This is a genomic window from Kluyvera fluvialis, from assembly GCF_059725275.1.
In genome coordinates this window covers 4,795,015-4,820,996 of record NZ_AP046142.1, presented here as the reverse complement: position 1 = coordinate 4,820,996, position 25,982 = coordinate 4,795,015, and the positions used below count along the sequence as shown (strand labels likewise).

Annotated in this window: 20 protein-coding genes and 1 pseudogene; 9 read left to right on the top strand and 12 right to left on the bottom strand. The window is 54.3% G+C overall.

Annotated features, from left to right (window positions below; genetic code table 11):
* Positions 1-4 precede the first annotated feature (4 nt).
* The 6 genes from menA to priA all read right to left on the bottom strand — a co-directional run bounded on the left by menA (position 5) and on the right by priA (position 7,384).
* The gene (gene menA, locus AC6I4B_RS22745; protein ID WP_497768362.1) at positions 5-931 is read right to left on the bottom strand and encodes a 1,4-dihydroxy-2-naphthoate polyprenyltransferase; all 927 of its coding nucleotides are present in this window, start codon (positions 929-931) and stop codon (positions 5-7) included.
* Positions 932-1,000: 69 nt separating this feature from the next.
* Entirely contained in the window at positions 1,001-2,332 is a 1,332-nt protein-coding gene (gene hslU / locus AC6I4B_RS22740; RefSeq protein WP_497768361.1) for an ATP-dependent protease ATPase subunit HslU, read from the bottom strand.
* A 9-nt stretch (positions 2,333-2,341) separates the two neighbouring features.
* Positions 2,342-2,872 carry an ATP-dependent protease subunit HslV gene (hslV, locus tag AC6I4B_RS22735; protein WP_035892358.1) on the bottom strand — a complete coding sequence of 177 codons (531 nt, stop codon included), beginning with the start codon at positions 2,870-2,872 and terminating at the stop codon, positions 2,342-2,344.
* Between the two features lie 92 nt (positions 2,873-2,964).
* Positions 2,965-3,918, bottom strand: a complete 954-nt coding sequence (ftsN, locus tag AC6I4B_RS22730) for a cell division protein FtsN (RefSeq protein ID WP_497768359.1) — start codon at positions 3,916-3,918, stop codon at positions 2,965-2,967.
* A 98-nt stretch (positions 3,919-4,016) separates the two neighbouring features.
* A complete protein-coding gene (gene cytR, locus AC6I4B_RS22725; protein ID WP_497768358.1) occupies positions 4,017-5,039 on the bottom strand; it encodes a DNA-binding transcriptional regulator CytR in 1,023 nt (340 codons plus the stop codon).
* Between the two features lie 149 nt (positions 5,040-5,188).
* Entirely contained in the window at positions 5,189-7,384 is a 2,196-nt protein-coding gene (gene priA / locus AC6I4B_RS22720) for a primosomal protein N' (RefSeq protein WP_497768356.1), read from the bottom strand.
* A 200-nt stretch (positions 7,385-7,584) separates the two neighbouring features.
* Here priA and rpmE point away from each other — a divergent pair, with 200 nt between their 5' ends.
* The 3 genes and pseudogenes from rpmE (at position 7,585) to AC6I4B_RS22705 (ending at position 10,411) form a co-directional block, all read left to right on the top strand.
* The gene (rpmE, locus tag AC6I4B_RS22715) at positions 7,585-7,797 is read left to right on the top strand and encodes a 50S ribosomal protein L31 (RefSeq protein ID WP_497768355.1); all 213 of its coding nucleotides are present in this window, start codon (positions 7,585-7,587) and stop codon (positions 7,795-7,797) included.
* Positions 7,798-8,227: 430 nt separating this feature from the next.
* Positions 8,228-8,908 (top strand): annotated as a pseudogene (locus AC6I4B_RS22710) (oligogalacturonate-specific porin KdgM family protein).
* 78 nt (positions 8,909-8,986) lie between these two features.
* The gene (locus tag AC6I4B_RS22705) at positions 8,987-10,411 is read left to right on the top strand and encodes an MFS transporter (RefSeq protein ID WP_497768353.1); all 1,425 of its coding nucleotides are present in this window, start codon (positions 8,987-8,989) and stop codon (positions 10,409-10,411) included.
* 473 nt (positions 10,412-10,884) lie between these two features.
* Here AC6I4B_RS22705 and metJ read toward each other — a convergent pair whose 3' ends face one another.
* Complete coding sequence (gene metJ / locus AC6I4B_RS22700) at positions 10,885-11,202, bottom strand: met regulon transcriptional regulator MetJ (RefSeq protein ID WP_012907792.1); 318 nt, start codon at positions 11,200-11,202, stop codon at positions 10,885-10,887.
* A gap of 259 nt (positions 11,203-11,461) precedes the next feature.
* On the opposite strand from metJ, the gene metB reads away from it, so the two are divergent.
* Together metB and metL are read left to right on the top strand one after the other, a co-directional pair.
* Complete coding sequence (metB, locus tag AC6I4B_RS22695) at positions 11,462-12,622, top strand: cystathionine gamma-synthase (RefSeq protein ID WP_497768352.1); 1,161 nt, start codon at positions 11,462-11,464, stop codon at positions 12,620-12,622.
* A gap of 2 nt (positions 12,623-12,624) precedes the next feature.
* Positions 12,625-15,057: a bifunctional aspartate kinase/homoserine dehydrogenase II gene (metL, locus tag AC6I4B_RS22690; protein ID WP_497768350.1), complete on the top strand. Its 2,433-nt coding sequence runs from the start codon at positions 12,625-12,627 to the stop codon at positions 15,055-15,057.
* Positions 15,058-15,149: 92 nt separating this feature from the next.
* Here the strand turns inward: metL and AC6I4B_RS22685 are convergent, their stop codons facing one another.
* Positions 15,150-15,521 (bottom strand): carboxymuconolactone decarboxylase family protein, encoded by a 372-nt coding sequence (locus tag AC6I4B_RS22685; RefSeq protein ID WP_497768349.1) that lies wholly within the window; start codon positions 15,519-15,521, stop codon positions 15,150-15,152.
* An 89-nt stretch (positions 15,522-15,610) separates the two neighbouring features.
* Between AC6I4B_RS22685 and AC6I4B_RS22680 the strand changes: the two genes are divergently transcribed.
* Complete coding sequence (locus AC6I4B_RS22680) at positions 15,611-16,495, top strand: LysR family transcriptional regulator (protein ID WP_497768347.1); 885 nt, start codon at positions 15,611-15,613, stop codon at positions 16,493-16,495.
* Here the strand turns inward: AC6I4B_RS22680 and AC6I4B_RS22675 are convergent.
* Positions 16,492-16,674: a hypothetical protein gene (locus AC6I4B_RS22675; RefSeq protein WP_497768346.1), complete on the bottom strand. Its 183-nt coding sequence runs from the start codon at positions 16,672-16,674 to the stop codon at positions 16,492-16,494. The two genes, AC6I4B_RS22680 and AC6I4B_RS22675, sit on opposite strands and share 4 nt — an antisense overlap.
* Before the next feature lie 240 nt (positions 16,675-16,914).
* Here AC6I4B_RS22675 and metF point away from each other — a divergent pair, with 240 nt between their 5' ends.
* The 3 genes from metF (at position 16,915) to katG (ending at position 21,221) form a co-directional block, all read left to right on the top strand.
* A complete protein-coding gene (metF, locus tag AC6I4B_RS22670) occupies positions 16,915-17,802 on the top strand; it encodes a methylenetetrahydrofolate reductase (RefSeq protein WP_497768344.1) in 888 nt (295 codons plus the stop codon).
* Between the two features lie 112 nt (positions 17,803-17,914).
* Positions 17,915-18,820, top strand: coding sequence for a DMT family transporter (locus tag AC6I4B_RS22665; RefSeq protein WP_497768343.1), 906 nt, complete (start codon positions 17,915-17,917; stop codon positions 18,818-18,820).
* 226 nt (positions 18,821-19,046) lie between these two features.
* A complete protein-coding gene (katG, locus tag AC6I4B_RS22660; protein ID WP_497768341.1) occupies positions 19,047-21,221 on the top strand; it encodes a catalase/peroxidase HPI in 2,175 nt (724 codons plus the stop codon).
* A 443-nt stretch (positions 21,222-21,664) separates the two neighbouring features.
* Here the strand turns inward: katG and gldA are convergent, their stop codons facing one another.
* Genes gldA through ptsP form a run of 3 tightly spaced genes read right to left on the bottom strand, consistent with a single transcriptional unit; the run spans position 21,665 to position 25,955 of the window.
* Positions 21,665-22,768, bottom strand: a complete 1,104-nt coding sequence (gldA, locus tag AC6I4B_RS22655) for a bifunctional L-1,2-propanediol dehydrogenase/glycerol dehydrogenase (protein WP_497768340.1) — start codon at positions 22,766-22,768, stop codon at positions 21,665-21,667.
* 11 nt (positions 22,769-22,779) lie between these two features.
* Complete coding sequence (fsa, locus tag AC6I4B_RS22650) at positions 22,780-23,442, bottom strand: fructose-6-phosphate aldolase (protein ID WP_497768338.1); 663 nt, start codon at positions 23,440-23,442, stop codon at positions 22,780-22,782.
* A gap of 11 nt (positions 23,443-23,453) precedes the next feature.
* Positions 23,454-25,955 carry a phosphoenolpyruvate--protein phosphotransferase gene (gene ptsP, locus AC6I4B_RS22645; protein ID WP_497768337.1) on the bottom strand — a complete coding sequence of 834 codons (2,502 nt, stop codon included), beginning with the start codon at positions 25,953-25,955 and terminating at the stop codon, positions 23,454-23,456.
* Between the last annotated feature and the right edge of the window lie 27 nt (positions 25,956-25,982).

Genomic DNA, 25,982 nt, shown 5'->3' with positions numbered 1-25,982 from the left:
TCAGTTATGCCAACGCTTTGCTTAACACAATCCCAATGACGAATAGCAGGTTAGTTAATAACGCCCCTTTTACCGTCCGTTCCAGCATTGGCGGCATGGCCTGCGGAGAACGTTCACGCATCACGTAGCGTGCCTGTTTGACCAGCAGCGGTGCACTCAGTACAAACAGCCAGCCCCACGGGCTGTGCAGTGAAATCAGGTTAAACAGCGCCAGGCAGACCAGCGTGCCCATCAGCAGGCAGACGTGGTAGCGACGGGCGTTAACCGGCCCCAGACGCACTGCCAGCGTGTTCTTACCGTTTTCCCTGTCGCTGTCGATATCGCGCAGGTTATTGATATTGAGCACCGCCGTTGCCAGCAGGCCGCAGGCGGTCGCGGGCAGAATTATCGCGCTGCTCAGGCTGTGCGCCTGTAAATACCAGCTACCGATAACGCTCAGCCAGCCGAAGAAAATCAGTACCGAGATATCGCCAAGACCGATATAACCGTAAGGCCGTGTGCCGACGGTGTAGGTGATGGCGGCAATAATCGCCAGCAGCCCCAGCACCATAAAACCGATAAAATCGCCCAGCGTTTGATAAGCGGTAAACAGCAACGCCAGCCCGAACAGGCAAATCAGCCCGACGGTTATCATCAGCGCGCGTTTCATCTGTGCCTGGGTAATCACCCCTTTTTGCATACCGCGCAGTGGGCCGATACGATCCGGTTTGTCGCTGCCTTTCACTGCATCGCCATAGTCGTTAGCAAGGTTGGAGAGAATTTGCAGCAGGCTTGCGGTAATCAGCGCCAGCACGGCGACGCCAGCATCAAAGTGCCCCTTCCACCAGGCAAGAGTCGTGCCGACGATAATCGCCGCACAGGCTAAAGGTAACGTTTTCGGGCGCAGGCTTTCCAGCCAGGCCTGGGTGCGGCTCACAGGTGTATTTGTCATTAGTAATCAGCCAATAAAAATGGGGCTTCTCAGCCCCATCAATTAAAGATGAAAATGCAGTGACCGCGATTATAGGATAAAACGGCTCAGATCTTCATCTGCGACTAATGCATCCAGATGTTTACTCACGTATTCAGCATCAATTGTGATGCTCTGGCCATTCAGGTCGCTGGCGTCATAGGAGATATCTTCCATCAGACGCTCCAGAACGGTGTGCAGGCGGCGCGCACCGATGTTCTCGGTGGTTTCGTTAACCTGCCATGCCGCTTCGGCGATGCGTTTGATACCGGATTCGGTGAACTCGATGTTCACGCCTTCGGTCGCCATCAGCGCTTTGTACTGCACGGTAATCGAGGCGTTTGGCTCGGTCAGAATGCGTTCGAAGTCGCTGGTGGTCAGCGCCTGCAATTCAACGCGAATAGGCAGACGGCCTTGCAGTTCTGGGATCAGGTCAGACGGTTTAGCCACCTGGAATGCGCCAGAAGCGATAAACAGGATATGGTCAGTTTTGACCATGCCGTGTTTGGTGGAAACGGTGCAGCCTTCAACCAGCGGCAGCAGGTCACGCTGTACGCCTTCACGGGAGACGTCTGGGCCAGACGATTCGCCGCGCTTACAGATTTTATCGATTTCGTCGATGAACACGATACCGTGCTGCTCAACGGCGTCGATAGCGTCTTGCTTCAGCTCTTCCGGGTTGACCAGCTTCGCCGCTTCTTCTTCAATCAACAGCTTCATCGCATCTTTGATTTTCAGCTTACGCGGTTTCTGCTTTTGGCCGCCCAGGTTCTGGAACATGGACTGCAACTGGCTGGTCATCTCTTCCATTCCTGGAGGAGCCATAATTTCAACGCCCATTGGTGCGGCGGCGAGATCAATTTCAATCTCTTTATCGTCCAGTTGGCCTTCACGCAGTTTCTTGCGGAACGCCTGGCGCGCTGCGGACGGCTCAGCCTGTTGTTCAGCCTGGCCCCAGTTGTTTTTCGCCGGTGGGATCAGCACATCCAGAATACGTTCTTCGGCCATTTCTTCGGCGCGGAAACGGTTTTTCTCGATCGACTGCACGCGAACCATTTTAATCGCGGAGTCGGTCAAATCGCGGATGATAGAGTCCACTTCTTTACCGACATAGCCCACTTCGGTGAACTTGGTCGCTTCGACTTTGATGAACGGTGCGTTAGCCAGTTTCGCCAGACGACGGGCGATTTCGGTTTTACCGACACCGGTTGGGCCGATCATCAGAATGTTTTTCGGGGTGACTTCGTGGCGCAGTTCTTCGTCAAGCTGCATACGACGCCAGCGGTTACGTAAGGCGATAGCCACGGAGCGCTTAGCTGCGTCTTGTCCGATGATGTGTTTGTTCAGTTCGCTGACAATTTCGCGTGGGGTCATTTCAGACATGGGAGATCCTTACGCCTTAGACGGTAATTCTTCAATGGTGTGGAAATGGTTGGTGTAAATGCAGATGTCACCTGCAATATCCAACGCTTTTTCAGCAATTTCGCGCGCGCTAAGTTCGGTGTTTTCCAGCATTGCGCGAGCAGCGGCCTGAGCGTATGGGCCACCAGAGCCGATAGCAATCAGGTCGTTTTCTGGCTGCACAACGTCACCATTACCGGTGATGATAAGCGAGGCGGTTTCATCCGCGACCGCCAGCAGGGCTTCCAGCTTGCGCAACATACGGTCGGTACGCCAGTCTTTCGCCAGCTCAACGGCGGCTTTGACCAGATGCCCCTGGTGCATTTCCAGTTTACGTTCAAACAGTTCGAACAGCGTGAAGGCGTCCGCAGTACCGCCGGCGAAGCCCGCGATCACTTTGTCGTTATACAGACGGCGTACTTTTTTCACGTTGCCTTTCATGACGGTATTGCCCAGCGTGGCCTGACCATCACCGGCAATTACGACGTGGCCGTTACGGCGAACACTTACTATTGTTGTCACGAGCAGACCCCTTTGTTGCAAATACGGATATAAAGGCCCCGTACCGTGTACGGGGCAGAATGTAAGTATAGATGGGGGAGATTTTAGGGGTTTCAACCCCCGGTAGCGAGCCTAATGCAGTTTCCGTGGCCAGCCATTTTCAAACGGGTGATGGTGTTGTCGGCATTCTCTTTGCCTTTGACTGGGCCGATGACCACACGATTCCAGCCGTTATTGGTGGTAATCTTCGAGTCAAAGCCTTCAAAAGCCAGCTGTGCGCGGACGGTTTCCGCCTGCTCTGCGCCTTTAAAGGAACCGCACTGAACCATCCAGCGGCGCTCATCTTTTTTCTCCGTCGCTTTTGGCGGCGTCGTTTCGCGAGTGATGGGCGCAGCAGCCGGTGTTTTCGGCTGTGATGTCGTATGCGCAGGCGTTTGCATTAAGTCCTGATACGGCGAATTAGACGCCGTGGCTCTAGGCTGCTGAGTCTGACGCGGTTGCTGAACGGGCTGCGATGCACGTGTTTGCGGCTGTTGTACCGGCTGCGTCTGCGTCCATTGCTGTTGCTGCGCCTGCTGCTGAGCCAGACGCTGGCGCTGCAACGTTTGTTGGCGCTGTGCTGGCGTTTGCTCGTTCCACGGCACTTCCGCTAGCTGCGTTGGCTGCTGGCGCATATCTGCCTGCATTTGAGCCAACAGTTGGCGCTGTTCGTCGGTCAACTGGTTTGGGTTAATCACTTCCCCGCCCGCAGACGGTTCTGTTGGCGCACGAACACCCGGCTGGCGGCTTTCCAGCTCTTTAATATAACGCCAGCGCTCTTCCGGTTTCGGTGGCAGGCCATTCCCCGCTATCTGGTGGCTCTGTAGCGACTCTGACTCTTCTTTCTTGTGATGCGTAAGGAAGTATAGACCGCCGATAAAAGCAACCACTACCGCAGCAGCAATTGCCACCATGGCAGGAGAGACTGCCGGAAAGTTATTTTGCTTTTTCCGTGTATTCCGTGAAGCGCTGTTCTTGCGCCGCGAAGGTGCCTGCTGGCCGCGGCGTACATAGTCTCGTTGTGCCACTATCGTTTCGCTGTATTTTTCCGTTTGTTAGCCCGATATGTTACTTAAGCGACGGGGCTTTGACCAGACAAGCTAGTCCTAAAGCGGGTCGCTTTATGTCAAATTTTGCTTGTGCTGCCGCGAACTATCAGTTCGCAATCGAGCAGACGCGAACCACTATCAACAAACTGCCCGCTAAGCTGGTTTAACAATAGCAACATGGCTTCGCGACCGATATCAAAACGTGGTTGAGAAACCGTCGTCAGCGGTGGGTCACAAAACTCGGCCAGAGAAATATTATCGAAGCCGATAATCGACAAATCTTCGGGAACCTTCAGCCCCTGGCGTTTTGCGTAAGAAAGCGCGCCCAGCGCCATAATATCGCTATGGCAGAATACCGCTGTTGGCGGTTTCGGCAGCGCCAGCAGTTGTTCTAGTGCGTTTGCACCGGCTTCGAAGGTGAAGTTACCACGGGCGATATAGTGAGGGTCTACGGTTATCCCGCTACGACGCAGCGCCTGAACGTATCCTTGTAGGCGATAGTGGCACAGCGGCATCTCTTCTGGGCCAGCAATACAGCCGATGCGCTGATGGCCTAGCTCGTGCAGATAGCTCACCGCATCGAACGAAGCCGTGAGGTTGTCGATATGTACCGTCGGTAAGCCCAGCTCAGGGGCAAACTCGTTGGCCATAACCATTGGTGGCAGATTACGCTGCTCTTCAATGCTGGCGTCAAACGGCAGGCGCGAACCGAGCAGCAACATGCCGTCGATTTGCTTGGTAATGATTAAATCAATGAAGGTTTTTTCTTGCTGGTTCTGGTGTGCACAGTCGCCAATCAGCACCAAATAGCCCTGTGCTGCCGCCGTCACCTCGATCCCACGGATCACTTCACTGAAAAAGGGATCGCAAATATCCGGGACAATGACCAGAATGGTGCGCGATTCATTGCGCTTCATATTACGCCCCTGCATTTGTGGGAGATAACCCACTTCCAGAGCGGCCTGCTCAACGCGATTGCGCGTCGCTTGCGAAACTTTCTCTGGGTTCATCAATGCACGGGATACGGTTGCCGTAGAGACATTCGCTTGTAGGGCAACATCTTTCATGGTTGCGGCAACAACCGGTTTTTTAGCCTTCACCTGATCTCTCCTCACTCTCTGGCGCAGGCACATTCCTTATGACCTGACATCTGACACACTTTTATCAGATAGTTAGGGGGATCCGTTACAGAATTTTCATCAAAAATGTGATGATAGTTTGATTTCACGATCCCGCTCTCAACTCTGCGTTAACCTTCGATAGGGTCAACGTCGAGAACCCACTTCACCTTACGGGACTCTGGCAGCGTGTTAATCAGCGCTAGCGAGGCGGTGACGATATGTTGCAGGCGAATACGTGACGGATGTTGCAGCAAAATTTGCCAGCGATAGCGGCCACCGCGCTTCGGCGCTAGCGCTGGAACGGGGCCAATGACCCACAGCTTATCGTCTGCCAAAGGGCTTGCCTGAATCAGATTGCGTAGTTGCTGCAAGAAGACCGGCGCCTGCTGGTTATTGTGGTCTTCCGCGCGAATCAACACATGGCTCGTCCACGGCGGCAATTGCATGGTTTGGCGTTCTGCCAGCGCCTGTTCCGCAAAGGCGTTATAGCCTTTATACAGCAGCGTTTGCAGCAGCGGATGATCCGGGTGGTGCGTTTGCAGAACCACTTCGCCCTGTTTACCCGCTCGTCCGGCACGCCCGGACACCTGCGTGTAGAGCTGGGCGAAACGCTCGGCGGAACGGAAATCGGCGGAGAACAGCGCGCCATCGACATCCAGTAGGGCGACGAGGGTGACGTCCGGGAAATGGTGTCCCTTCGCCAGCATTTGAGTGCCGATAAGTATACGCGCGCCGCCACGGTGAACCTCGGCCAGGTGCTGTTCCAGCGCCCCTTTGCGGCTGGTGGTATCACGGTCGATACGCGATAACGGCACGCCAGGGAACATTGGCGCTAGCGCGTGTTCGAGCTGCTCTGTCCCCAAGCCGACCGGCACCAGGTGCGTAGAGCCGCAGGAGGGGCACTGGCGCGGAATGGGCCGCTGGCTGTCGCAATGGTGGCAGCGCAAATGGTGCTGCGCCTGATGCAACGTGTAGTAGCTATCGCAGCGTGGACATTCGGCAATCCAACCGCAGTCGTGGCACAGTAGCGTAGGTGCAAAGCCACGGCGGTTGAGAAACAAAATGACCTGATTATCCGCCTGGAGATGTTGGCGCATACGGTTAATCAGCGCCGGGGATAACCCTGCCTGTAGATGCTGGCCTTTCAAATCAAGCACGTGCTGCGTGGCTGGGCGCGCGTTGCCCGCGCGGCGAGTTAGGCGTAACAGGCGATATTTATGCTGGCGGACGTTAAGCAGGGTTTCCAGCGCTGGCGTAGCGGAACCAAGAATAATCGGGATTTGTTCACTATGGGCGCGCCACACGGCAAGGTCGCGGGCGTGATAGCGCCAGCCTTCCTGCTGCTTGTAGGAGCTATCGTGTTCTTCATCGATGACGATGACGCCCAGATTTTTAAACGGCGTAAACAGCGACGATCGCGTGCCAATCACAATGGCCGCTTCGCCGCTTTTGGCTTTCAGCCAGGCGGCAAGGCGCTCACTGTCGTTAAGCCCTGAATGCAGCACTTCCACCGGCGCGTTAAAACGCTCGCGAAAACGGGCAATAGTTTGCGGCGTCAGGCCGATTTCCGGCACCATCACCAGCGCTTGCTTGCCCTTCGCCAGCACGTTTTCCAGCACGCTGAGATACACTTCCGTTTTACCGGAGCCGGTCACGCCTTCCAGCAACCATGCAGAGAAATCATCAGACGCGCTATGAATCGCGCCAACGGCGGTTGCCTGTTCAGTATTCAGCCGCAGCCGTTCGCCCGGTACGGAGTAGGTGCTGCGCCAATCGACCGTTTCTGGCGCGATGCTGCCCAGTTCGCTCAGCCCTTTGGTGCGCAGCGCCTGCATGGCGCTTTCGTTAAATTCAAGTTCCGCCACCTGGTGGCGCCAGATTTTCCTCTGGCGCAATGCCGCCAACGCCTGTTGCTGTTTTGGGGAACGCTTCAGGCTGTTGATATCCACCGCTTGTCCCTGCTCGGTGGCAAACCAAAACCACTGCGGCGCGGCGCTGGCGGGTTTCCCCTGGCGCAGCATAATTGGCAGTGCGTGGAATAGCACATCACCGATAGGGTGATGGTAATACTCTGCAGCCCACAGCAGCAGACGCCAGACGGCAGAGGAAAACACCGGTTCGTTATCAAGCACTTCCACGACGGCTTTAAGCTCGTTCAGCGGTAACTCGCTGTGCTCGCTAACCGACACCACAATGCCGACGCGCTCTTGTTTGCCAAACGGCACGCGCACGCGACAGCCCGCTTGAGCGCTGAGGTTTTCAGGCAGCAGGTAGTCAAAGGTACGAGGCAGCGGAACAGGCAGGGCAACGTGGGCAACGGGCATGTTTTCTTCCTGACTTGAAATCTGGCGAGACAGTATACACATTGTGATAAGGGAACGCGGATCAGTTTGCATCTGCTGGTCAAATTCTGTATGATTCGCCGCCTTTGGTGCATTTTGGCACCAGGAACTATACTATCAACATCGCGTGGTGTCTGGCGTTAGGGCTGGAAGAGCGACGCGGCCTTAACCGAGGTTTTCCCATGAAAAAAGATATTCACCCGAAATACGAAGAAATTACTGCAACTTGTTCTTGCGGTAACATCATGAAAATCCGCTCTACCGTAGGTCACGATCTGAACCTGGACGTGTGCGGTAAATGCCACCCGTTCTTTACTGGTAAGCAACGTGATGTGGCTACCGGTGGCCGTGTTGACCGCTTCAACAAGCGTTTCAGCATCCCAGGCAGCAAGTAAGTTGCCAAGCGAAAAAAGCGCCTCAGGGCGCTTTTTTTGTACCTGAAATTCACCATTACTCACAGACGTATATCAGCCATTCAGTAAATATAATATTTGAATATGTTTTTCAGATATTATGGTCTTTATATTATCCTTTAAAATATACAAATATAGTTATCTAAAACATCTCATATATTTAATTAATACATGTTTTTGGCTTTATCTAATCGTTGCTCTAAATGTGTAAGTATTGGTGATCTCAAGCTTCCCTATCTTCTTCTCTTTGCCATTTTTATTTTCTGAATGGCAGTGAACAAAAGGTGTTCTCGTTCTGGCTCAAATAAAATCCCACCGTAGTTGACTATTATTCAAAGAATGCTAATTAGCGTTTGCTTGATAAAGCAGACCGCCGATTAGTACGGTGGCATAAAAATTGAGAGCGATAACCATGAAAACCAAATACGCTTTACTTCTTCTTCCTTTATTATCAGGTGCGGCCTAGGCGGGATACGTTGATTATCGGCATGAATATTATGACGATGGTCGTAACTACGATCGTGTTTATATGTCGAACCGCTTTGCTTCTGGTTTTGGTGTTGCAGTAGAAGGCATATCGCGTTCTGATAATAAAGAGTCTGAGCATGTTTTGAATAACATGGAGTCCAACGGCGTAGAGTACACTGCAAGTTATCAATTTGAATGGGAAGGTTTTATTTGGCAACCTGGGGTTGCTGTTGAAATGGGCGACGACATGGCCATTTATAAGCCTTACCTCCGCGTACAATATAACATCAGCAGCAATTGGTGGACGGCATTCCGCTACCGTACCGAGTACATGCGTAGAAACGCCGATGGCCGCGATGATCGTACCATTTATCGCCCAGAAGCCTGGCTGGGTTACAACATAAATGATTGGATGTTCGAGCTTAACGGCATTTATAAAGTCGCTGACTGTGAAGATATATATAATAATACAAAAGAAGATTATGAATATAACTTCCGCGTAGCCTATAAAGTCGGCTCTTGGGTGCCATTTGTCGAAGTGGGTAACGTTTCTTCTGGATATAACACTACCACAACTGAAGACAGACAAACGCGTTACCGTGTTGGCCTGGGCTATAACTTCTGATAATTGATTTTTATTCCCCCCTGGTTATCAGGGTGCTCGCATAACTCGCTTGAATAATATGTCTAAGGAGTTGACATCATGTCTAGTGATGAAGTTATTACAGGAAGCAATAAGAATATTGCCATCAGGCCATTCGGTTTCAGAGATAAAATCGGTTATTTATGTGGTGATCTGGGGACCTGTTTTATTCTTGGATTAGTGAACAGTTTCTTAATGATCTATTACACTAACGTGCTCGGTGTTTCTGGCGCTATTGTTGGTTCACTCTATTTTGTGACAAAACTCTTTGACGCCTTTGTGGATGTAACCGTAGGGCGCTTATGTGATACCTCAAAGTTGACGGCTACCGGGCGTTTTAACCCCTGGATACGCCGCATGAAATATCCGTTCTGCATTATTTCTGTGGTGCTGTTTTTACCGTTCGTACATGATTTCTCGTACACGGCGAAAATTATTTATATCTGCTGCTCCTATTTTATTTATGGCTCACTGTTATCGACCGTCAGCATTCCTTACGGTGCAATGTCGGCAGCGATTAGCTCTAATCCGGACGACCGTGTTTCCCTCTCAACCTACCGCAGCATTGGCTCAGCTATCGGTGGCGGGACAACCGGTTTTTTCATTCCTATCCTGATGTACACCACGCTCGTTGATGGAAGCCAGGTGATTTCCGGGCAGCACTTCTTCTGGATTTCGATTGGCTGCGCAATATTGGGTTTTATCTTTTTAACATTGACCTGCCGGTTAACGACAGAACGCGTGCGTGTGGAGAAAAAAGCCAGTATGCCCGTTTCTGTGCTATTGAAGGGGCTATTACGTAACAAGGCGCTGATTGTTTTGGTCGTGGTGGATCTGCTTATTGTGATTAACCAGGGGTTGTCCGGCACCAATATGACCTACCTGTTTAATGACTATTTCCACAATAAAGAAGCCATGTCGGTCGCACTCCTGTTTACCTTCGGTTCTTTGGTTTTGCTGGCGCCATCGGCGTCCTGGCTCACCAGGCGCTTTGGTAAAAAAGAAGCGAGCGTAGGAGCGTTGCTCTTTGCGGTGCTCATGTATCTGATTATGTTCTTCATCCACATCACCGATGCGAAAACTTATCTGGTGTTCCTTTTCCTGGCCACGTTGGGCGCAGGTCTATTCAACCTGATGATTTGGGCCTTTATGACCGATGTGTGTGACTACCACCAATATGTCACTGGCGAGCGTGAGGATGGCACGGTTTATGGCGTGAACTTCTTTGCCCGTAAAGTCGGTCAGGCGTGTGCAGGGGCGATTGGCGGTTTTATGCTGGCCATTATCGGTTATCAATCGTCATCAACGGGCGGCGCGGTGCAAACCAGCGCTGTGCAGGACAATATTTACATGATGGCGAATCTGTTACCGGCGTTATGCCTGTTTTTGGCGGCAGTAATTTTGATTTATTTCTATCCGTTGAACCGTCAACAGACGCTCAAAATGGAAGAAACGCTGAATAAATTCAATGGGATCAGCAAGTAATCGGGGGACGGCGGGAGCAATCCCGCCTTCTGTTCGCCCTTTGCACTTTAGCTGCAGATAATTTTTGTGATGTTGATCACAAAAATATTGCATTACATTCAGGATAAGATTATTATTTGCCCAACAAATGACCTCAAACTTACTACGGGTAAAGGTATTATCATGCTGAATGCAATCAAAAATATTTTTGTGTCTTACCTGATTTCTATGTCTGAGCTGCATCCTGAAGTGACTCGCTTCTAAGACGCCGAAAAAATTCCAGAAAACCGCCGCCTCATAAGGCGGTTTTTTTATACCCGTTTAAAACGTGAGAAGCGCGGGGTATCAGCAAAAGGATATTGCCAGCTTGTGGCAGAGAGGCGAATGAGGAACGAAAAACGATCGCCCGAGAATCGAGCGATACTGTTTAGCCATATATCCCTGTTAAACGGCAGGTAAAAGCGGTTCTCTTTCCATGAACCGCCATCAGTGCATCAGTACTCCCACGTCTCCGGGTCGATCCCCAGTTCACGCATAATCTCTTTTGCCGCTTCCGGGATTTCATCGCTGCGTTCTTTACGCAGATCTTCATCGTTAGGTAACGGTTGACCAGTAAATGCATGAAGGAACGCTTCACACAGCAACTCGCTGTTCGTGGCGTGACGCAGGTTGTTCACCTGACGACGCGTGCGTTCATCAGTGAGGATCTTCAACACCTTCAGAGGAATGGAAACCGTAATTTTTTTTACTTGCTCACTCTTCTTACCGTGCTCAGCGTATGGGCTGATATATTCGCCGCTCCATTCAGCCATGAGATACCTTTAATCCTCTATTCATTAGTTAACAGGCCGAATCACGGCCATGATCGCGCGTAGTTTACCGTAGTGGCGAGGGCCTGACACGAAGTAAGCCATCACAGATGTGCGCTAATGCATATAATTTTAACGGCTATTTGCCGATAGCTCAATCTATACACAAAGAAGTTTAGAAGTCTAGATGTATTGACGGCTATTGCAACAATGTTTACTCTGGGGTCTGACTTTTCACAGACCTTGCCAGGAACGAATCCTCATGACCCGTAAACAGGCCACCATAGCAGTGCGTAGCGGTTTAAATGACGACGAGCAGTATGGTTGTGTTGTCCCGCCGATTCACCTTTCCAGCACCTATAACTTCACTGGTTTTAACGAGCCTCGTGCCCATGACTACTCTCGTCGCGGTAACCCGACGCGTGATGTCGTGCAGCGCGCGCTGGCGGAACTGGAAGGGGGCGCAGGCGCGGTGATGACCAATACGGGCATGTCAGCGATCCACCTGGTCACGACCGTTTTCCTGAAGCCTGGCGATTTGCTGGTTGCGCCGCACGACTGCTACGGCGGCAGCTACCGGCTGTTCGACAGCCTGGCAAAGCGCGGATGCTATCGCGTTCTGTTTGTCGATCAGGGCAATGAAGCGGCGCTAAAAGCCGCGCTGGCAGAAAAACCGAAGCTGGTGCTGGTAGAAAGCCCAAGTAATCCATTGTTACGGGTGGTCGATATTGCGAAAATCTGCCAACTGGCGCGTGAAGCGGGCGCGGTGAGCGTGGTGGATAACACCTTCCTCAGCCCGGCGCTGCAAAATCCGCTGGCGCTGGGGGCGGATCTGGTGTTGCATTCCTGCACTAAATACCTGAACGGCCACTCTGACGTGGTCGCTGGCGTGGTGATTGCTAAAGATCCAGAAACGGTCACCGAACTGGCATGGTGGGCGAATAATATTGGCGTGACTGGCAGCGCATTTGACAGTTACCTGCTATTGCGCGGCCTGCGTACGCTTTCCCCGCGTATGGAAGTGGCGCAGCGTAATGCGCAAGCGGTTGTTGATTTCCTGAAAACACAGCCGCTGGTGAAAAAGCTGTATCATCCTTCCCTGCCGGAAAATCAGGGGCATGAAATCGCCGCCCGTCAGCAGAAAGGGTTTGGGGCGATGCTGAGCTTTGAGCTTGACGGCGACGAACAAACGTTGCGCCGTTTCCTGAGCGGGCTGGAGCTGTTCACGCTGGCGGAATCGCTCGGCGGGGTAGAGAGCCTGATTTCTCACGCGGCAACCATGACGCACGCGGGTATGGCGCCAGAAGCGCGCGCCGCCGCAGGTATTTCTGAGACGCTATTGCGCATCTCAACCGGTATTGAAGATAGCGAAGACTTAATTGCCGATCTGGAAAATGGATTCCGAATCGCAGCCGAGGGGTAAACATGAGTGTGATTGCGCAGGCAGGGGCGAACGAGCGCCAGCTGCATAAATTTGGTGGGAGTAGTCTGGCAGATGTGAAGTGTTACCTGCGTGTCGCCGGTATTATGGCGGAGTACTCTCAGCCAGGCGACATGATGGTCGTTTCCGCTGCCGGTAGCACCACCAACCAGCTGATCAACTGGCTGAAGCTCAGCCAGACCGACAGGCTCTCTGCGCATCAGGTTCAGCAGGCGCTACGCCGCTACCAATCGGATCTGATTGGCGGTTTGCTACCGGCAGATATTGCCGATGGCATGATTGCCGAGTTTATTCATGACCTGGAGCGTTTGGCGGGGCTTCTGGACGCAGGCGTTGACGATGCGGTGTATGCCGAAGTGGTCGGCCACGGTGAAGTGTGGTCGGCGCGTTTAATGGCAGAAGTCCTGAAGCTGCAAGGTCTGGATGCAGCCTGGCTCGATGCGCGCGCTTTCTTACGCGCCGAGCGCGCGGCGCAGCCGCAGGTTGACGAAGGCCTTTCTTACCCTCTGTTGCAACAACTGCTGGCACAGCATCCGGGTAAACGCCTGGTGGTGACTGGGTTTATTAGCCGCAATAACGCCGGTGAAACGGTGCTGCTGGGGCGTAACGGTTCTGACTACTCTGCCACCCAAATTGGCGCGCTGGCAGGTGTGTCTCGTGTCACTATCTGGAGCGATGTCGCGGGGGTTTACAGCGCAGACCCGCGTAAAGTGAAAGATGCTTGCCTGCTGCCGTTGCTGCGCCTTGATGAAGCCAGCGAACTGGCGCGTCTGGCGGCTCCGGTACTGCACGCGCGTACTTTACAGCCGGTTTCTGGCAGCGATATTGACCTGCAACTGCGCTGTAGCTACACGCCGGATCAAGGCTCCACACGCATTGAGCGCGTGCTGGCTTCTGGTACTGGCGCGCGCATTGTCACCAGCCATGACGACGTGTGCCTGATTGAGTTTCAGGTTCCGGCAAGCCAGGATTTCAAACTGGCGTATAAAGACATTGATCAACTGCTCAAGCGCGCGCAAATTCGCCCGCTGGCGGTGGGTGTGCATAACGACCGCCAACTGCTGCAATTCTGCTACACCTCTGAAGTTGCCGACAGTGCCCTGAAAGTGCTTGATGAAGCCGGTTTACCCGGCGAACTGCGCCTGCGCCAGGGGCTAGCGCTGGTGGCGATGGTCGGTGCGGGCGTCACCCGTAACCCGCTGCACTGCCACCGTTTCTGGCAACAGCTCAAAGGCCAGCCGGTAGAGTTCACCTGGCAGTCGGAGGAGGGCATCAGCCTGGTGGCGGTATTGCGCACTGGCCCAACCGAAAGCCTGATTCAGGGGCTGCATCAGTCGGTATTCCGCGCTGAAAAACGCATAGGCCTGGTGCTGTTCGGGAAAGGCAACATTGGTTCTCGCTGGCTGGAGCTGTTTGCGCGCGAGCAAAGCACGCTCTCTGCCCGTACCGGCTTTGAGTTTGTGCTGGCGGGCGTTGTCGATAGCCGCCGCAGCCTGCTGAGCTATGAAGGGCTGGACGCGAGCCGCGCGCTGGCATTCTTCGACGATGAAGCTATCGAGCAAGATGAAGAGTCACTGTTCCTGTGGATGCGCGCGCATCCGTATGATGATTTAGTGGTGCTGGACGTGACCGCCAGCGAACAGTTGGCTGACCAGTATCTCGATTTTGCCAGCCACGGTTTCCACGTCATCAGCGCGAACAAATTAGCCGGGGCGAGCAGCAGCGATAAATATCGCCAAATTCATGATGCGTTTGAAAAAACGGGCCGCCATTGGCTGTACAACGCCACTGTGGGCGCGGGCCTGCCGGTTAACCACACTGTGCGTGACCTGATTGACAGCGGTGACAGCATTTTGGCTATCAGCGGTATTTTCTCTGGCACGCTCTCCTGGCTGTTTTTGCAGTTCGACGGCAGTGTGCCGTTCACCGAACTGGTGGATCAAGCCTGGCAACAAGGGCTGACGGAACCTGACCCACGCGTAGATCTTTCCGGTAAAGATGTGATGCGTAAACTGGTGATTCTGGCGCGTGAAGCGGGCTACGACATCGAACCGGATCAGGTACGCGTTGAATCTCTGGTTCCTGCCCATTGTGAAGCTGGCTCTATCGACCACTTCTTTGAAAATGGCGATGAGCTGAACGAGCAGATGATCCAGCGCCTGGAAGCGGCGCGGGAGATGGGCCTGGTGCTGCGCTACGTGGCGCGTTTCGATGCCAACGGTAAAGCGCGCGTCGGCGTGGAAGCCGTACGGCCGGAACACCCGCTGGCGTCACTGTTGCCGTGCGACAACGTGTTTGCTATCGAAAGCCGCTGGTATCGCGATAACCCGCTGGTTATTCGTGGGCCGGGGGCGGGTCGTGACGTGACCGCCGGGGCGATTCAGTCTGATATCAATCGCCTGGCGCAACTGCTGTAGTTTTTATTGCCGGATGGCGCTGTGCGCTTATCCGGCCTACCGTTAGTGCCTGGTTTTGTAGGCCGGATGCGAGAGCATCGCATCCGGTATATTTATCGCCCGGCAAAAACTTCTTTGGCGGCGAATATCCCGTTCAAGGCGGCTGGGAACCCAGCGTAAACAGCCATTTGCATTATTACCTCAATAATTTCCTCTTGCTTTAAACCCACGTGCAGCGCGGCGGAAATATGCACCTTTAGCTGTGGTGTGGCGTTGCCCAGCGCGGTTAAGGCGGCGACGGTCGCAATTTCACGGCTGCGAAGATCCAACCCTGGGCGGGCGTAGATATCGCCAAACGGAAACTCGAGCAGGTAACGGGCGAAGTCCGGCGCGATATCTTTCAGACTCTCAAGAACGGCGTCGCCGCTTTTGCCATCTACCTGTTGCAGCATTTTTTGACCGGTAATAAAACGTTCTGAATGCATTATCTATTCCTCGTTGGTGTGGTATATGCCGCGAGAATAGAGCACGCAGAGTGGCCTGGATAATACCGATTCTGTGATACCTTTTCGGTATGAGTACATCACCGTTACACTCTCTGGATATCCGCCTGCTACGCTATTTTTCCGTGGTGGCGGAAGAGAACAATATGCGCCGTGCGGCACAGCGACTGTATATGTCGCAGCCGCCGCTGAGCCGCCATATCCACCAGCTTGAAGAACGGCTGGGAGCCACGCTTTTTGTCCGCCATACCAAAGGCTTAACGTTGACCGATGAGGGGCAACGGGTGCTGGAGATCGTTCGTCCACTGCTGGCGTTGCAGGATCAAACCTACACGGCGTTGAGCCAACTGGCGAATTCCGACGAGCGCGTGTTGCGCCTGGGGCTGACAACGGCGTTTGAGCAGGGGGTTTTTGCCGCGCTGGAAACGCGGCTTAGTGCGCAAGTTGATACCCTGCACATTGTACGTCACGGCTCGCCGGATCTGGCTCGTCAGGTGCGGCGCGGTAAGCTGGATGCGGCGCTGGTGGCGCTACCGCTGGAGACTAACGGTCTTATCGTTATCCCTCTGGCCTGGCAGGAACCGCTGATTGCCGCGCTTCCGGCGCAATGGCCGGAGGCGCAAGAAGAGGCGCTAACATTAAATTTACTCTGTGAGCGGCCGCTGTTCTGGTTTAAGCGCGAGCGAAGTCCGGCATTTTTCGACTACACGCATGGGCTTTTTCGCCGTGCTGGCTATGCGCCTCTGTGCATTGAAGAACCGTTGGAGCATGACGTGCTGTTGGCGCGCATCGCTCGCGGCGAAGGAGTGAGTCTGTTTCCGGCCTCGTTTGCCGCCATTCAGCGGCAGGGCGTGGTTTTCCGCCCCCTGAGCGACGTGACATTAAACGTTCAGTCCGGATTGGTGATGCTGGCGGAAAATGAAGCGCGGTTGCGCTGGCTGGCTGAGGCTGTTTAAGCCGACTCGCGGGCGACCAGCCGCTGCTGGTTATCACGCAGCACTCTTCTTTTACCGGTGATTGTGACCCCCCCCAACGGCAGTGGACACTGGTTAATTTGCGCCGGTAAGGTGTCGCGGTTGACGTCCGAAGCCAGATAAATGATACCCGCAACAAATTTTGGGCTATACACCATCACGCGGAAAAATACGGGTGCAATGATAGTCTTCTGAAGTTCGAAAACGGAGTCTTTACTGCGGTAAACCTTACGCTATAAAGCAATATGAACTTTTTTCATCTTCGCTGAAGATTACTCACTTTTTATGCCGATCTTTCTATTGACGCCCGTCGCCTTTTGCGGCATTTTTACATCTAGACGTCTAAATGGATAGATGTTCACAACATAATAAATAATGACATGCGATTGAAGAGGTAAGGTATGAGCTTTTTTCACGCCAACCAGCGGGAAGCCCTGAATCAGAGTCTGGCCGAAGTGCAGGGGCAGATTAACGTTTCGTTCGAATTTTTCCCGCCGCGCACCAGTGAAATGGAGCAAACCCTATGGAACTCTATCGATCGCCTGAGCATCCTGAAACCGAAATTCGTCTCGGTCACTTACGGGGCTAACTCCGGTGAACGCGACCGCACACACAGCATTATCAAAGGCATTAAAGATCGTACCGGTCTGGAAGCTGTACCGCACTTGACCTGCATCGACGCCAGCCGTGATGAACTGCGCGCTATCGCTCAGGATTACTGGGATAACGGTATTCGCCATATTGTGGCGCTGCGCGGTGACCTGCCGCCGGGGAGCGGCAAGCCGGATATGTACGCCTCTGATCTGGTGGCATTACTGAAAGACGTGGCGGATTTTGACATCTCTGTCGCGGCTTACCCGGAAGTGCATCCAGAAGCGAAAAGCGCCCAGGCAGACCTGCTCAACCTGAAACGCAAAGTCGATGCCGGGGCCAACCGCGCCATCACACAGTTCTTCTTTGATGTCGAAAGTTACCTGCGTTTTCGTGACCGCTGCGTCTCTGCGGGCATTGATGTGGAAATTATTCCCGGCATCCTGCCGGTATCGAACTTCAAACAGGCGAAGAAATTTGCTGACATGACCAACGTGCGCATTCCTGCCTGGATGTCGCAAATGTTTAATGGTCTGGACGATGACGCCGAAACCCGCAAGCTGGTGGGCGCGAATATCGCGATGGACATGGTGAAAATTCTCAGCCGCGAAGGGGTGAAAGATTTCCACTTCTACACCCTGAACCGTGCGGAAATGAGCTACGCGATTTGCCACACGCTGGGCGTGCGCCCGGCGTAACGCGGCGCGGTTTTACCGGCTCGATTGGCGGGCCATCCCCATAAAAGCCCTGTTTATGCAGGGCTTCTGCGCAGTATAGTAACGGCTATCACACTACCGTTACGGACTTCTCATGACCACTCAAGGGAAAAGCAACCCGCTGGCTTTGGTCGGCCTATTCGCGTTGACCATTATCTGGAGCTATAGCTGGATTGCGATGAAACAGGTGACGCTTTATATCGGCGCATTTGATTTCACCGCGCTGCGCTGTATTGCGGGCGCACTGTTACTGTTTATCGTTCTGCTGCTGCGAGGCCGTGGTATGCGGCCAACGCCGCTGGGTTACACGTTGGCGATTGCGCTGCTGCAAACCTGCGGCATGATTGGCCTGGCGCAGTGGGCGCTGGTGAGCGGCGGGGCAGGTAAAGTCGCTATCCTCACTTACACCATGCCGTTTTGGGTGGTGATTATGGCGGCGCTGTTTTTAGGCGAACGGATGCGGCGGTTGCAGTACGCGGCTATCGCCGTGGCGGCGGGCGGCCTGTGTCTGGTGTTGCAACCGTGGCAGCTCGACCTTTCCTCGATGAAAAGCGCACTGCTGGCGATCCTCTCCGGGGTTAGCTGGGGAGCCAGCGCGATTGTCGCCAAACGGATGTATCAGCGGCATCCCGGCCTTGATTTGCTGGCGCTGACCAGTTGGCAGATGTTGTACGCCGCAGGGGTGATGAGTGTGGTCGCGGTGCTGGTTCCCCAGCGCCCGATTGACTGGCAACCGGGCGTGTTTTGGGCGCTAGGCTACAGCGCGATTCTCGCCACCGCGCTGGCGTGGAGCCTGTGGCTGTACGTACTGCGTAACTTACCCGCCAGTATTGCTAGTCTGAGCACTTTAGCTGTGCCGGTGTTCGGCGTGCTGTTTTCGTGGTGGCTATTGGGCGAAAACCCTGGCGTGCTGGAAGGTATCGGCATCGTGTTGATTATTTTTGCGCTGGCGATCGTTAGCCTTAAAAAACGCGCGCCTCAGGTACAGAGCACCCGCTAATCGCTAAGAAAGCCCTTATTTTTAAGGGTTTTCTTACCAATTCCCTCGCCCGATCACAGTCATTCAACCCTGTTTAATGTAAGGATAATGTTGACCTGTGCAGAAATTCCTCTCTGACAAGGGAAAAACGAGAGGAATTAACTATCAAATCCGTGGGTCATTTCAGCTATAACTTATCAGCAGGGGTGTATATCTTAATGATAAATACTGTAAGGGAGCATTGTGAATGAGCACACCAGACGACATCCAAAATTCAGGTAAATGTCCTTTCCACCACGGTGGCAGCCACGACCAGAGCGCTGGCGCGGGCACCAGCAATAAAGATTGGTGGCCGAAGCAGCTTCGCGTCGATCTTCTTAATCAGCACTCCAATCGCTCCAACCCGCTGGGTGAAGACTTCGATTATCGCAAAGAATTCAGCAAATTAGATTACTCCGCGCTGAAGGGAGATATCCGCGCGTTGTTAACAGATTCGCAATCCTGGTGGCCTGCCGACTGGGGTAGCTATGTGGGGCTGTTTATCCGCATGGCATGGCACGGCGCGGGAACCTACCGTTCAATGGATGGCCGTGGTGGCGCAGGGCGTGGTCAACAGCGCTTCGCACCGCTGAACTCCTGGCCGGATAACGTAAGCCTTGATAAGGCGCGCCGCCTGCTGTGGCCAATCAAACAAAAATACGGCCAGAAAATTTCCTGGGCCGATCTGTATATCCTTGCGGGGAACGTCGCGCTGGAAAACTCCGGCTTCCGTACCTTTGGCTTTGGTGCCGGTCGTGAAGATGTCTGGGAACCGGACTTAGACGTGAACTGGGGTGATGAGAAAGCCTGGTTGGCGCACCGTGATCCAGAAGCGTTGGCAGAACGTCCGCTGGCGGCAACCGAAATGGGTCTGATCTACGTCAACCCAGAAGGGCCGAACGCCAGCGGTGAACCGCTGTCAGCAGCGGCAGCGATTCGCGCAACCTTCGGCAACATGGGGATGAACGATGAAGAAACCGTCGCCCTGATTGCTGGTGGTCACACGCTGGGTAAAACCCACGGTGCTGGTCCGGCAACTCACGTTGGCCCAGATCCAGAAGCTGCGCCGATTGAAAATCAAGGCCTGGGCTGGAAAAGCGATTTTGGTACTGGCGTGGGGGCTGATGCCATCACTTCCGGTCTGGAAGTCGTGTGGACGCAGACGCCAACTCAGTGGAGCAACTATTTCTTCGAGAACCTGTTCAAATATGAATGGGTACAGACCCGCAGCCCGGCTGGCGCTATTCAGTTTGAAGCGGTAGACGCACCGGATCTGATTCCAGACCCGTTCGACCCGTCGAAAAAGCGCAAACCAACCATGCTGGTCACTGACCTGACGCTGCGTTTTGACCCAGAATTCGAGAAAATTTCTCGTCGTTTCCTGAACGATCCGCAGGCCTTTAACGAAGCCTTTGCCCGTGCGTGGTTCAAACTGACCCACCGTGATATGGGGCCAAAAGCGCGTTACATCGGCCCAGAAGTTCCGAAAGAAGATCTGATTTGGCAAGATCCGCTACCGCATCCGTTCTTCCATCCGACGGCTGAAGATATCGAAAGCCTGAAGGCGGAGATCGCGGCCTCTGGCCTCTCGGTCAGTGAGCTGGTTTCGGTGGCATGGGCTTCGGCTTCGACCTTCCGTGGCGGTGACAAACGCGGTGGGGCGAACGGTGCGCGTCTGGCGCTGGCTCCGCAGCGTAGCTGGGCGGTGAACGCCACGGCGGCACGAGTTCTGCCGGTGCTGGAAGGCATTTATAAGTCGGCACACAAAGCATCGCTGGCCGATATTATCGTGCTGGCAGGTGTAGTGGGCGTAGAGCAAGCGGCGAAAGCGGCGGGCGTTAGCATTCAGGTTCCGTTCACTCCAGGCCGCGTTGATGCGCGCCAGGATCAGACGGATATCGAGATGTTCGAGCTGCTCAAACCGGTTGCCGATGGTTTCCGTAACTATCGCGGCGAAGCGAGCGAGGCGAGCACGGAATCCCTGCTGATTGATAAAGCACAACTGCTGACGCTGACGGCACCGGAACTGACGGTGTTGGTAGGCGGTATGCGTGTGCTGGGCGCAAACTTCGACGGCAGCCAGCACGGTGTCTTTACCGACAACGTTGGCGCGCTCAGCACTGACTTCTTCGTCAACCTGCTGGATATGCGCACCGAGTGGAAAGCCACCGATGCCACTAGCGAGCTGTTCGAGGGGCGTGATCGTGTGAGCGGTGAAGTGAAATACACGGCAACGCGTGCCGACCTGGTATTTGGTTCCAACGCGGTACTGCGCGCACTGGCTGAAGTGTATGCCTCCAGCGATGCGAAAGAGAAGTTCGTAAAAGACTTCGTTGCCGCATGGGTGAAAGTGATGAACCTTGACCGTTTTGACCTGCTGTAAGGTTTGACGGAATAAAAAATCCCCGCTTTGGCGGGGATTTTTGTTAGTTAAGCGCCACATTCCGTTCACCTGATGTTTTGTAGAACATGAAGCCTCTGTTCCTGTGAACGGGTCAAGGGGACTGCCGAGTCCCCTTGACAATCCCTGCGGCCCCGCAGGGAAATGAGGTGCTTCGCACTACGCTCGCCTGCGAACTCCAGCCTGCGGCACGGCGAAACTCGACATCCTGTCTCGGTTCGCCTCAGCCCGCCATCCCTGGCGGTCTGACCTTGTCTTCCTTTCTCCGGCTCGCCGATTTCCATCGGGGACTCATCGGTTTCAGCCACTCTGGTTCTGGCTGTTCATTCAATGAGCGCAACTGGCGGCGATACTAAAAGTAGAAATCCCCTTTACTGACAAGCATTACGCTTTGGCGGGGATTTTTGTTTTATTGGGTAGGAGGATTATTCCCACTCGTTCAGGAAACGCTGCCCGTACTGGTCGGCAACCAGCAGCGCTGCGTAAACACGGTCAGCATCCGCACCGCCAGGCATGTTGTGGATGGTTTCACCTTCTGCACAGGCTGCTTCGGCTACTTTGCGCATTTTCGCTGGGATATCCTCTTTAATATCCAACTGCGCCAGCGTGATTGGCAGGCCAACGGAGTGGCACAGCGCCGCAACGGTTTCAATTTCTTCGACCGAGGCGTTTTCCAGCACTAACTGAGTCAGTGTGCCGAATGCCACTTTCTCACCGTGATAGTAATGGTGCGCGTCAGGAATCGCCGTCAGGCCGTTGTGAATGGCGTGAGCCGCCGCCAGGCCGCCGCTTTCAAAGCCGACACCGCTTAAATAGGTGTTGGCTTCAATCACGCGCTCCAGTGCCGGAGTGACGACATGTTGTTCTGCCGCCAGCATCGCTTTTTCGCCTTCTTCAATTAGCGTGTTGTAGCACAACTCTGCCAGCGCTAACGCTGCCTGAGTGCACTTGCCGCCAGCCATCGTGGTTGCGCCGCTGCGTGAGCATGCACGAGCCTCAAACCAGGTTGCCAGCGCATCGCCAATACCCGCTGCCAGCAGACGAGCCGGTGCACCTGCGACAATTTTGGTATCGACAATAACCATGTTTGGGTTATGCGGCAGCATCAGGTAACGGTCAAACTCGCCATCATCGGTGTACAGCACAGACAGCGCGCTGCATGGCGCATCGGTGGAGGCGATAGTTGGCACAATCGCCACCGGCAGGTTCATAAAGTGAGCCAGCGCTTTAGCGGTATCCAGCGTTTTCCCGCCGCCGATACCTAAAATCGCGCTGCATTTGGCGCGAGTGGCGACATCGCGCAGACGGTTAACTTCATTTTGCGAGCACTCGCCGCCAAACGGCGCGATTTCTACCGACAAACCAGCGGAAGTCACGCTGTTGCGCAGTGTCTCTTCGGCGAAGCCCAACACGAACTTATCGCCAACGACCAGCCAGCTATCAGCCATTGGTTTTAAATAATCGCCCAACCGAGTGATAACGTCAGCACCTTGAATATATTTACCTGGTGATTGAATAATGCGATCCATACATATCTCCCTTACAGGTTCAGATGACCAAATGCGTTTTTCCAGTCTTGCTCGAACTTCTCTATCGCTGACTCTACCGCGGGCGTACCGATCATTTGTTGCGCTACATCTAAAGGCAAGGTGATAGCCTCACATCCTGCTAACAGGCAATCCAGAGCCTGACGTGGTGTTTTAAAACTGGCGGCCAACACTTTGCTACCCGGCGCGTGTAGCTCCAGCAGCGATTGCAGTTCTTGCACCATGCGGATGCCATCGCCGCCCTGGGCGTCTACGCGGTTGACGTATGGCGCGACGTATTCAGCGCCCGCCAGCGCGGCCAGCAGCCCTTGTGAGGCGCTGTATACTGCCGTTCCCAGCGTCGGGATCCCTTCTTTTTTCAGTTGTTTAATCGCGGCCAGTCCTTCGGCTGCTACCGGTATTTTGACCACAATACCGGGTACGGCGTTACTTAAGCGGCGCGCTTCTGCCACCATGCCTTCGGCATCGCGGCTCATGGTTTGGGCAAATAGCGTCTCATTTTCGCCAATCACTGCTTGCAAACGTGGCAGCACGTCCCAGATTGATTCTTTGCTGGCGGCGACAATGCTCGGGTTGGTGGTCACGCCCGCTATCGGGAAAATGCGCGCCAGACGTTCAACTTCCTTCACATTGGCGGTATCCAGATACAGTTCCATGCTATTTCCTCTTAAAGTTCCAGTTCGTGTTGCAGCAGGCTGGCAATCGCGTCGGCAGAGGCGGCGTTCACCAGTGAGTTGCGGAATTCTTCATGCATAATGCGGCGGGCCAGACGCGAGAAAATACGCATATGCTGGTCGCCCGCCGCATGTTTATTGAGCGTCAGCATAATGATGAACTGCGCTTCTTCATCACCCCATTGCACAGGGGCGGGCAGGCGCGCGACGCTAATTGTTGACTGCTCGATATGTTCGGATTTGCTATGCGGAATGGCGAAACTGAAGCCTAATCCGGTAGAGAAAACGGCCTCACGCGCCCACAGGTCGGCCTCCAGTTTGCGCGGATAGCGGCAGCGCCCTGCGAGCAGCAGGTTATCGGTCATGCCTTTGATCACTTCTTCTTTGCTGCGCCAGTCGTTATCCAGCGAAATGCAGCGCGGCGTAATCAACGGTGCGTCCTGTTGGCTCATGCGGAATTGCGCCAACAAATGTTCCACTTCCAGCGAGGTGCGGCAAGCCATGGCCTGATTGAGCAACTGGCGGCATGCGCGGCTGTCGAGCTGCGCCAGGCGCGCTTTGGTTGCCGGAATTGACGGTGCGCTCATGCTGATTTCATCCAGCCCCAGCCCAACTAAAAGCGGCAGTACCGAGCCTTTCGCCCCCAGTTCACCGCACAGGCCAATCCATTTGCCCTGACGATGTACCGCCTGTACGGCGAAGTCGAGAGCGCGTAAGAAAGCCGGATTCAGACTGTTATAGTGGCGGGTCACTTTGGCGTTATCGCGATCGACCGCCAGCAGGTATTGCGTCAGGTCGTTACTGCCGATGCTAAAGAAATCAATCTCTTCACAGCACTGGTCAATGATGAACATCACCGACGGCACTTCCAGCATGATGCCCAGCGGAATACGTTCATCAAACGGAATATGTTCGCTACGTAACTGCTGTTTGGCTTCGGCCACTTTCTCTTTGACCCACAGGATCTCTTCCATTGAGGAGATCATCGGAATCATAATTTTCAGGCTGCCGTGCGCCGAGGCGCGCAGAATGGCGCGCAGTTGAGTGGTGAATAGCGTGGCGTATTCTTCATAGATGCGCACCGCGCGATAGCCGAGGAATGGGTTGTTCTCCGCCGGAATGTTGAGGTAATCCACCGGCTTATCGCCGCCGATATCCATTGTGCGGATGATAATGCTGCGCCCATCGGCATGTTCCAGCGCCTGGCAGAAAATATTGTACAGCTCGCTTTCCCCTGGCTCGCAGGCGCGATCCATATAAAGCATCTCGGTGCGGAACAGCCCTACGGCTTCCGCGCCGTTGCCAAACGCCGCCTGTGCTTCTACCGAGTGGGCGATATTGGCCGCCACTTCCAGGCGAATCCCGTCGGCGCTACGCGCTTCTTTATGCAGCCACACGCTTTGCTGCTCGCGAATGGCATCCTGTACTCGCGCTTCCTGCTGGTAGTAACGCGTAATCGCCTCGTCTGGCGCGACAATCACCGCTCCGGCGTTGCCATCGAGATACACCAACTGGTTCTGCCACGGCGTTAACGCTGCCGTTTCGACGCCAACGAGGGTGGGAATATTGAATGAACGCGCGAGGATAACCGTATGTGACGTCGTGCCACCGCTTTGCAGTAACAGCCCTTTGAGCAGCGTTTTGTCCAGCTCCAGAAATTGGCTCGGCGTCAGTTCTTCCGCCATGCAAATGGTCGGTTGCGTCAGTTGTCCCGGTGCGGGGAAGCGCTGCTCGCCATAAATATGCTGCAATAGCTGGAAGCCAACGTCGCGCATATCCAGCGCGCGTTCCTGTAAATACGTGCTGCTGGATCGCGAAAACTCGGCGCAGAAATGGCGGGTGCTTTCAATAATAGCTTCGGCGCAGCTTAGCCCGTTGTTCACGCCCGCCAGTAGGTGCTGGCGCAATGAGGAGTCGGTGGCAAGCGAACGGTGAGCCTCCAGAATAGCGCTGGCGGTGCTGTCGCTATCCAGCAGGCGCAGTTCCAGGGTTTTGACCAGCATGGTTAAACCGTTATCCAGCGCAGACTGTTCTTGTTCCGCACTTTGTGCGGCAGGCAGGTCGCCCAGTTTGTCGAGATCCAGCGCGGCAAGCTGGGTTAAAACGCCGCCCGCGCTACCGTTACACACCGGCAGCGCGCGGAACAGCGTCGGGTTGAGGCGGGTTAAGGATTCTGGCAGCGCTTCTTGTTCGATGTGAGCAACCTGCGCCAGCGGTGCGTCGCACAGTGGAAATTCCTCTTTCAGCCACACGGCAAGGCGCTCGTGCGCGGCCTGTTCGTCAGCGCCATCAAGCAGCAACCGACAGCGATCGCCCACCAGGGTATCGGTGCCGATAAGCGCCAATGCGCTTTTGGCATTGCCTTTCCGGTCGGTACGCAGGTTATGCCATTCGATAGCGCAGCTAAATGTATTGCACAGCGTTTCGACATGGCTGGCCGGGCGGGCGTGCACGCCGTTCGGTAGCTCGCAGACAAATTCAATAACCAACGCCATAACCTTATCTCCCAAATCATTCGATAT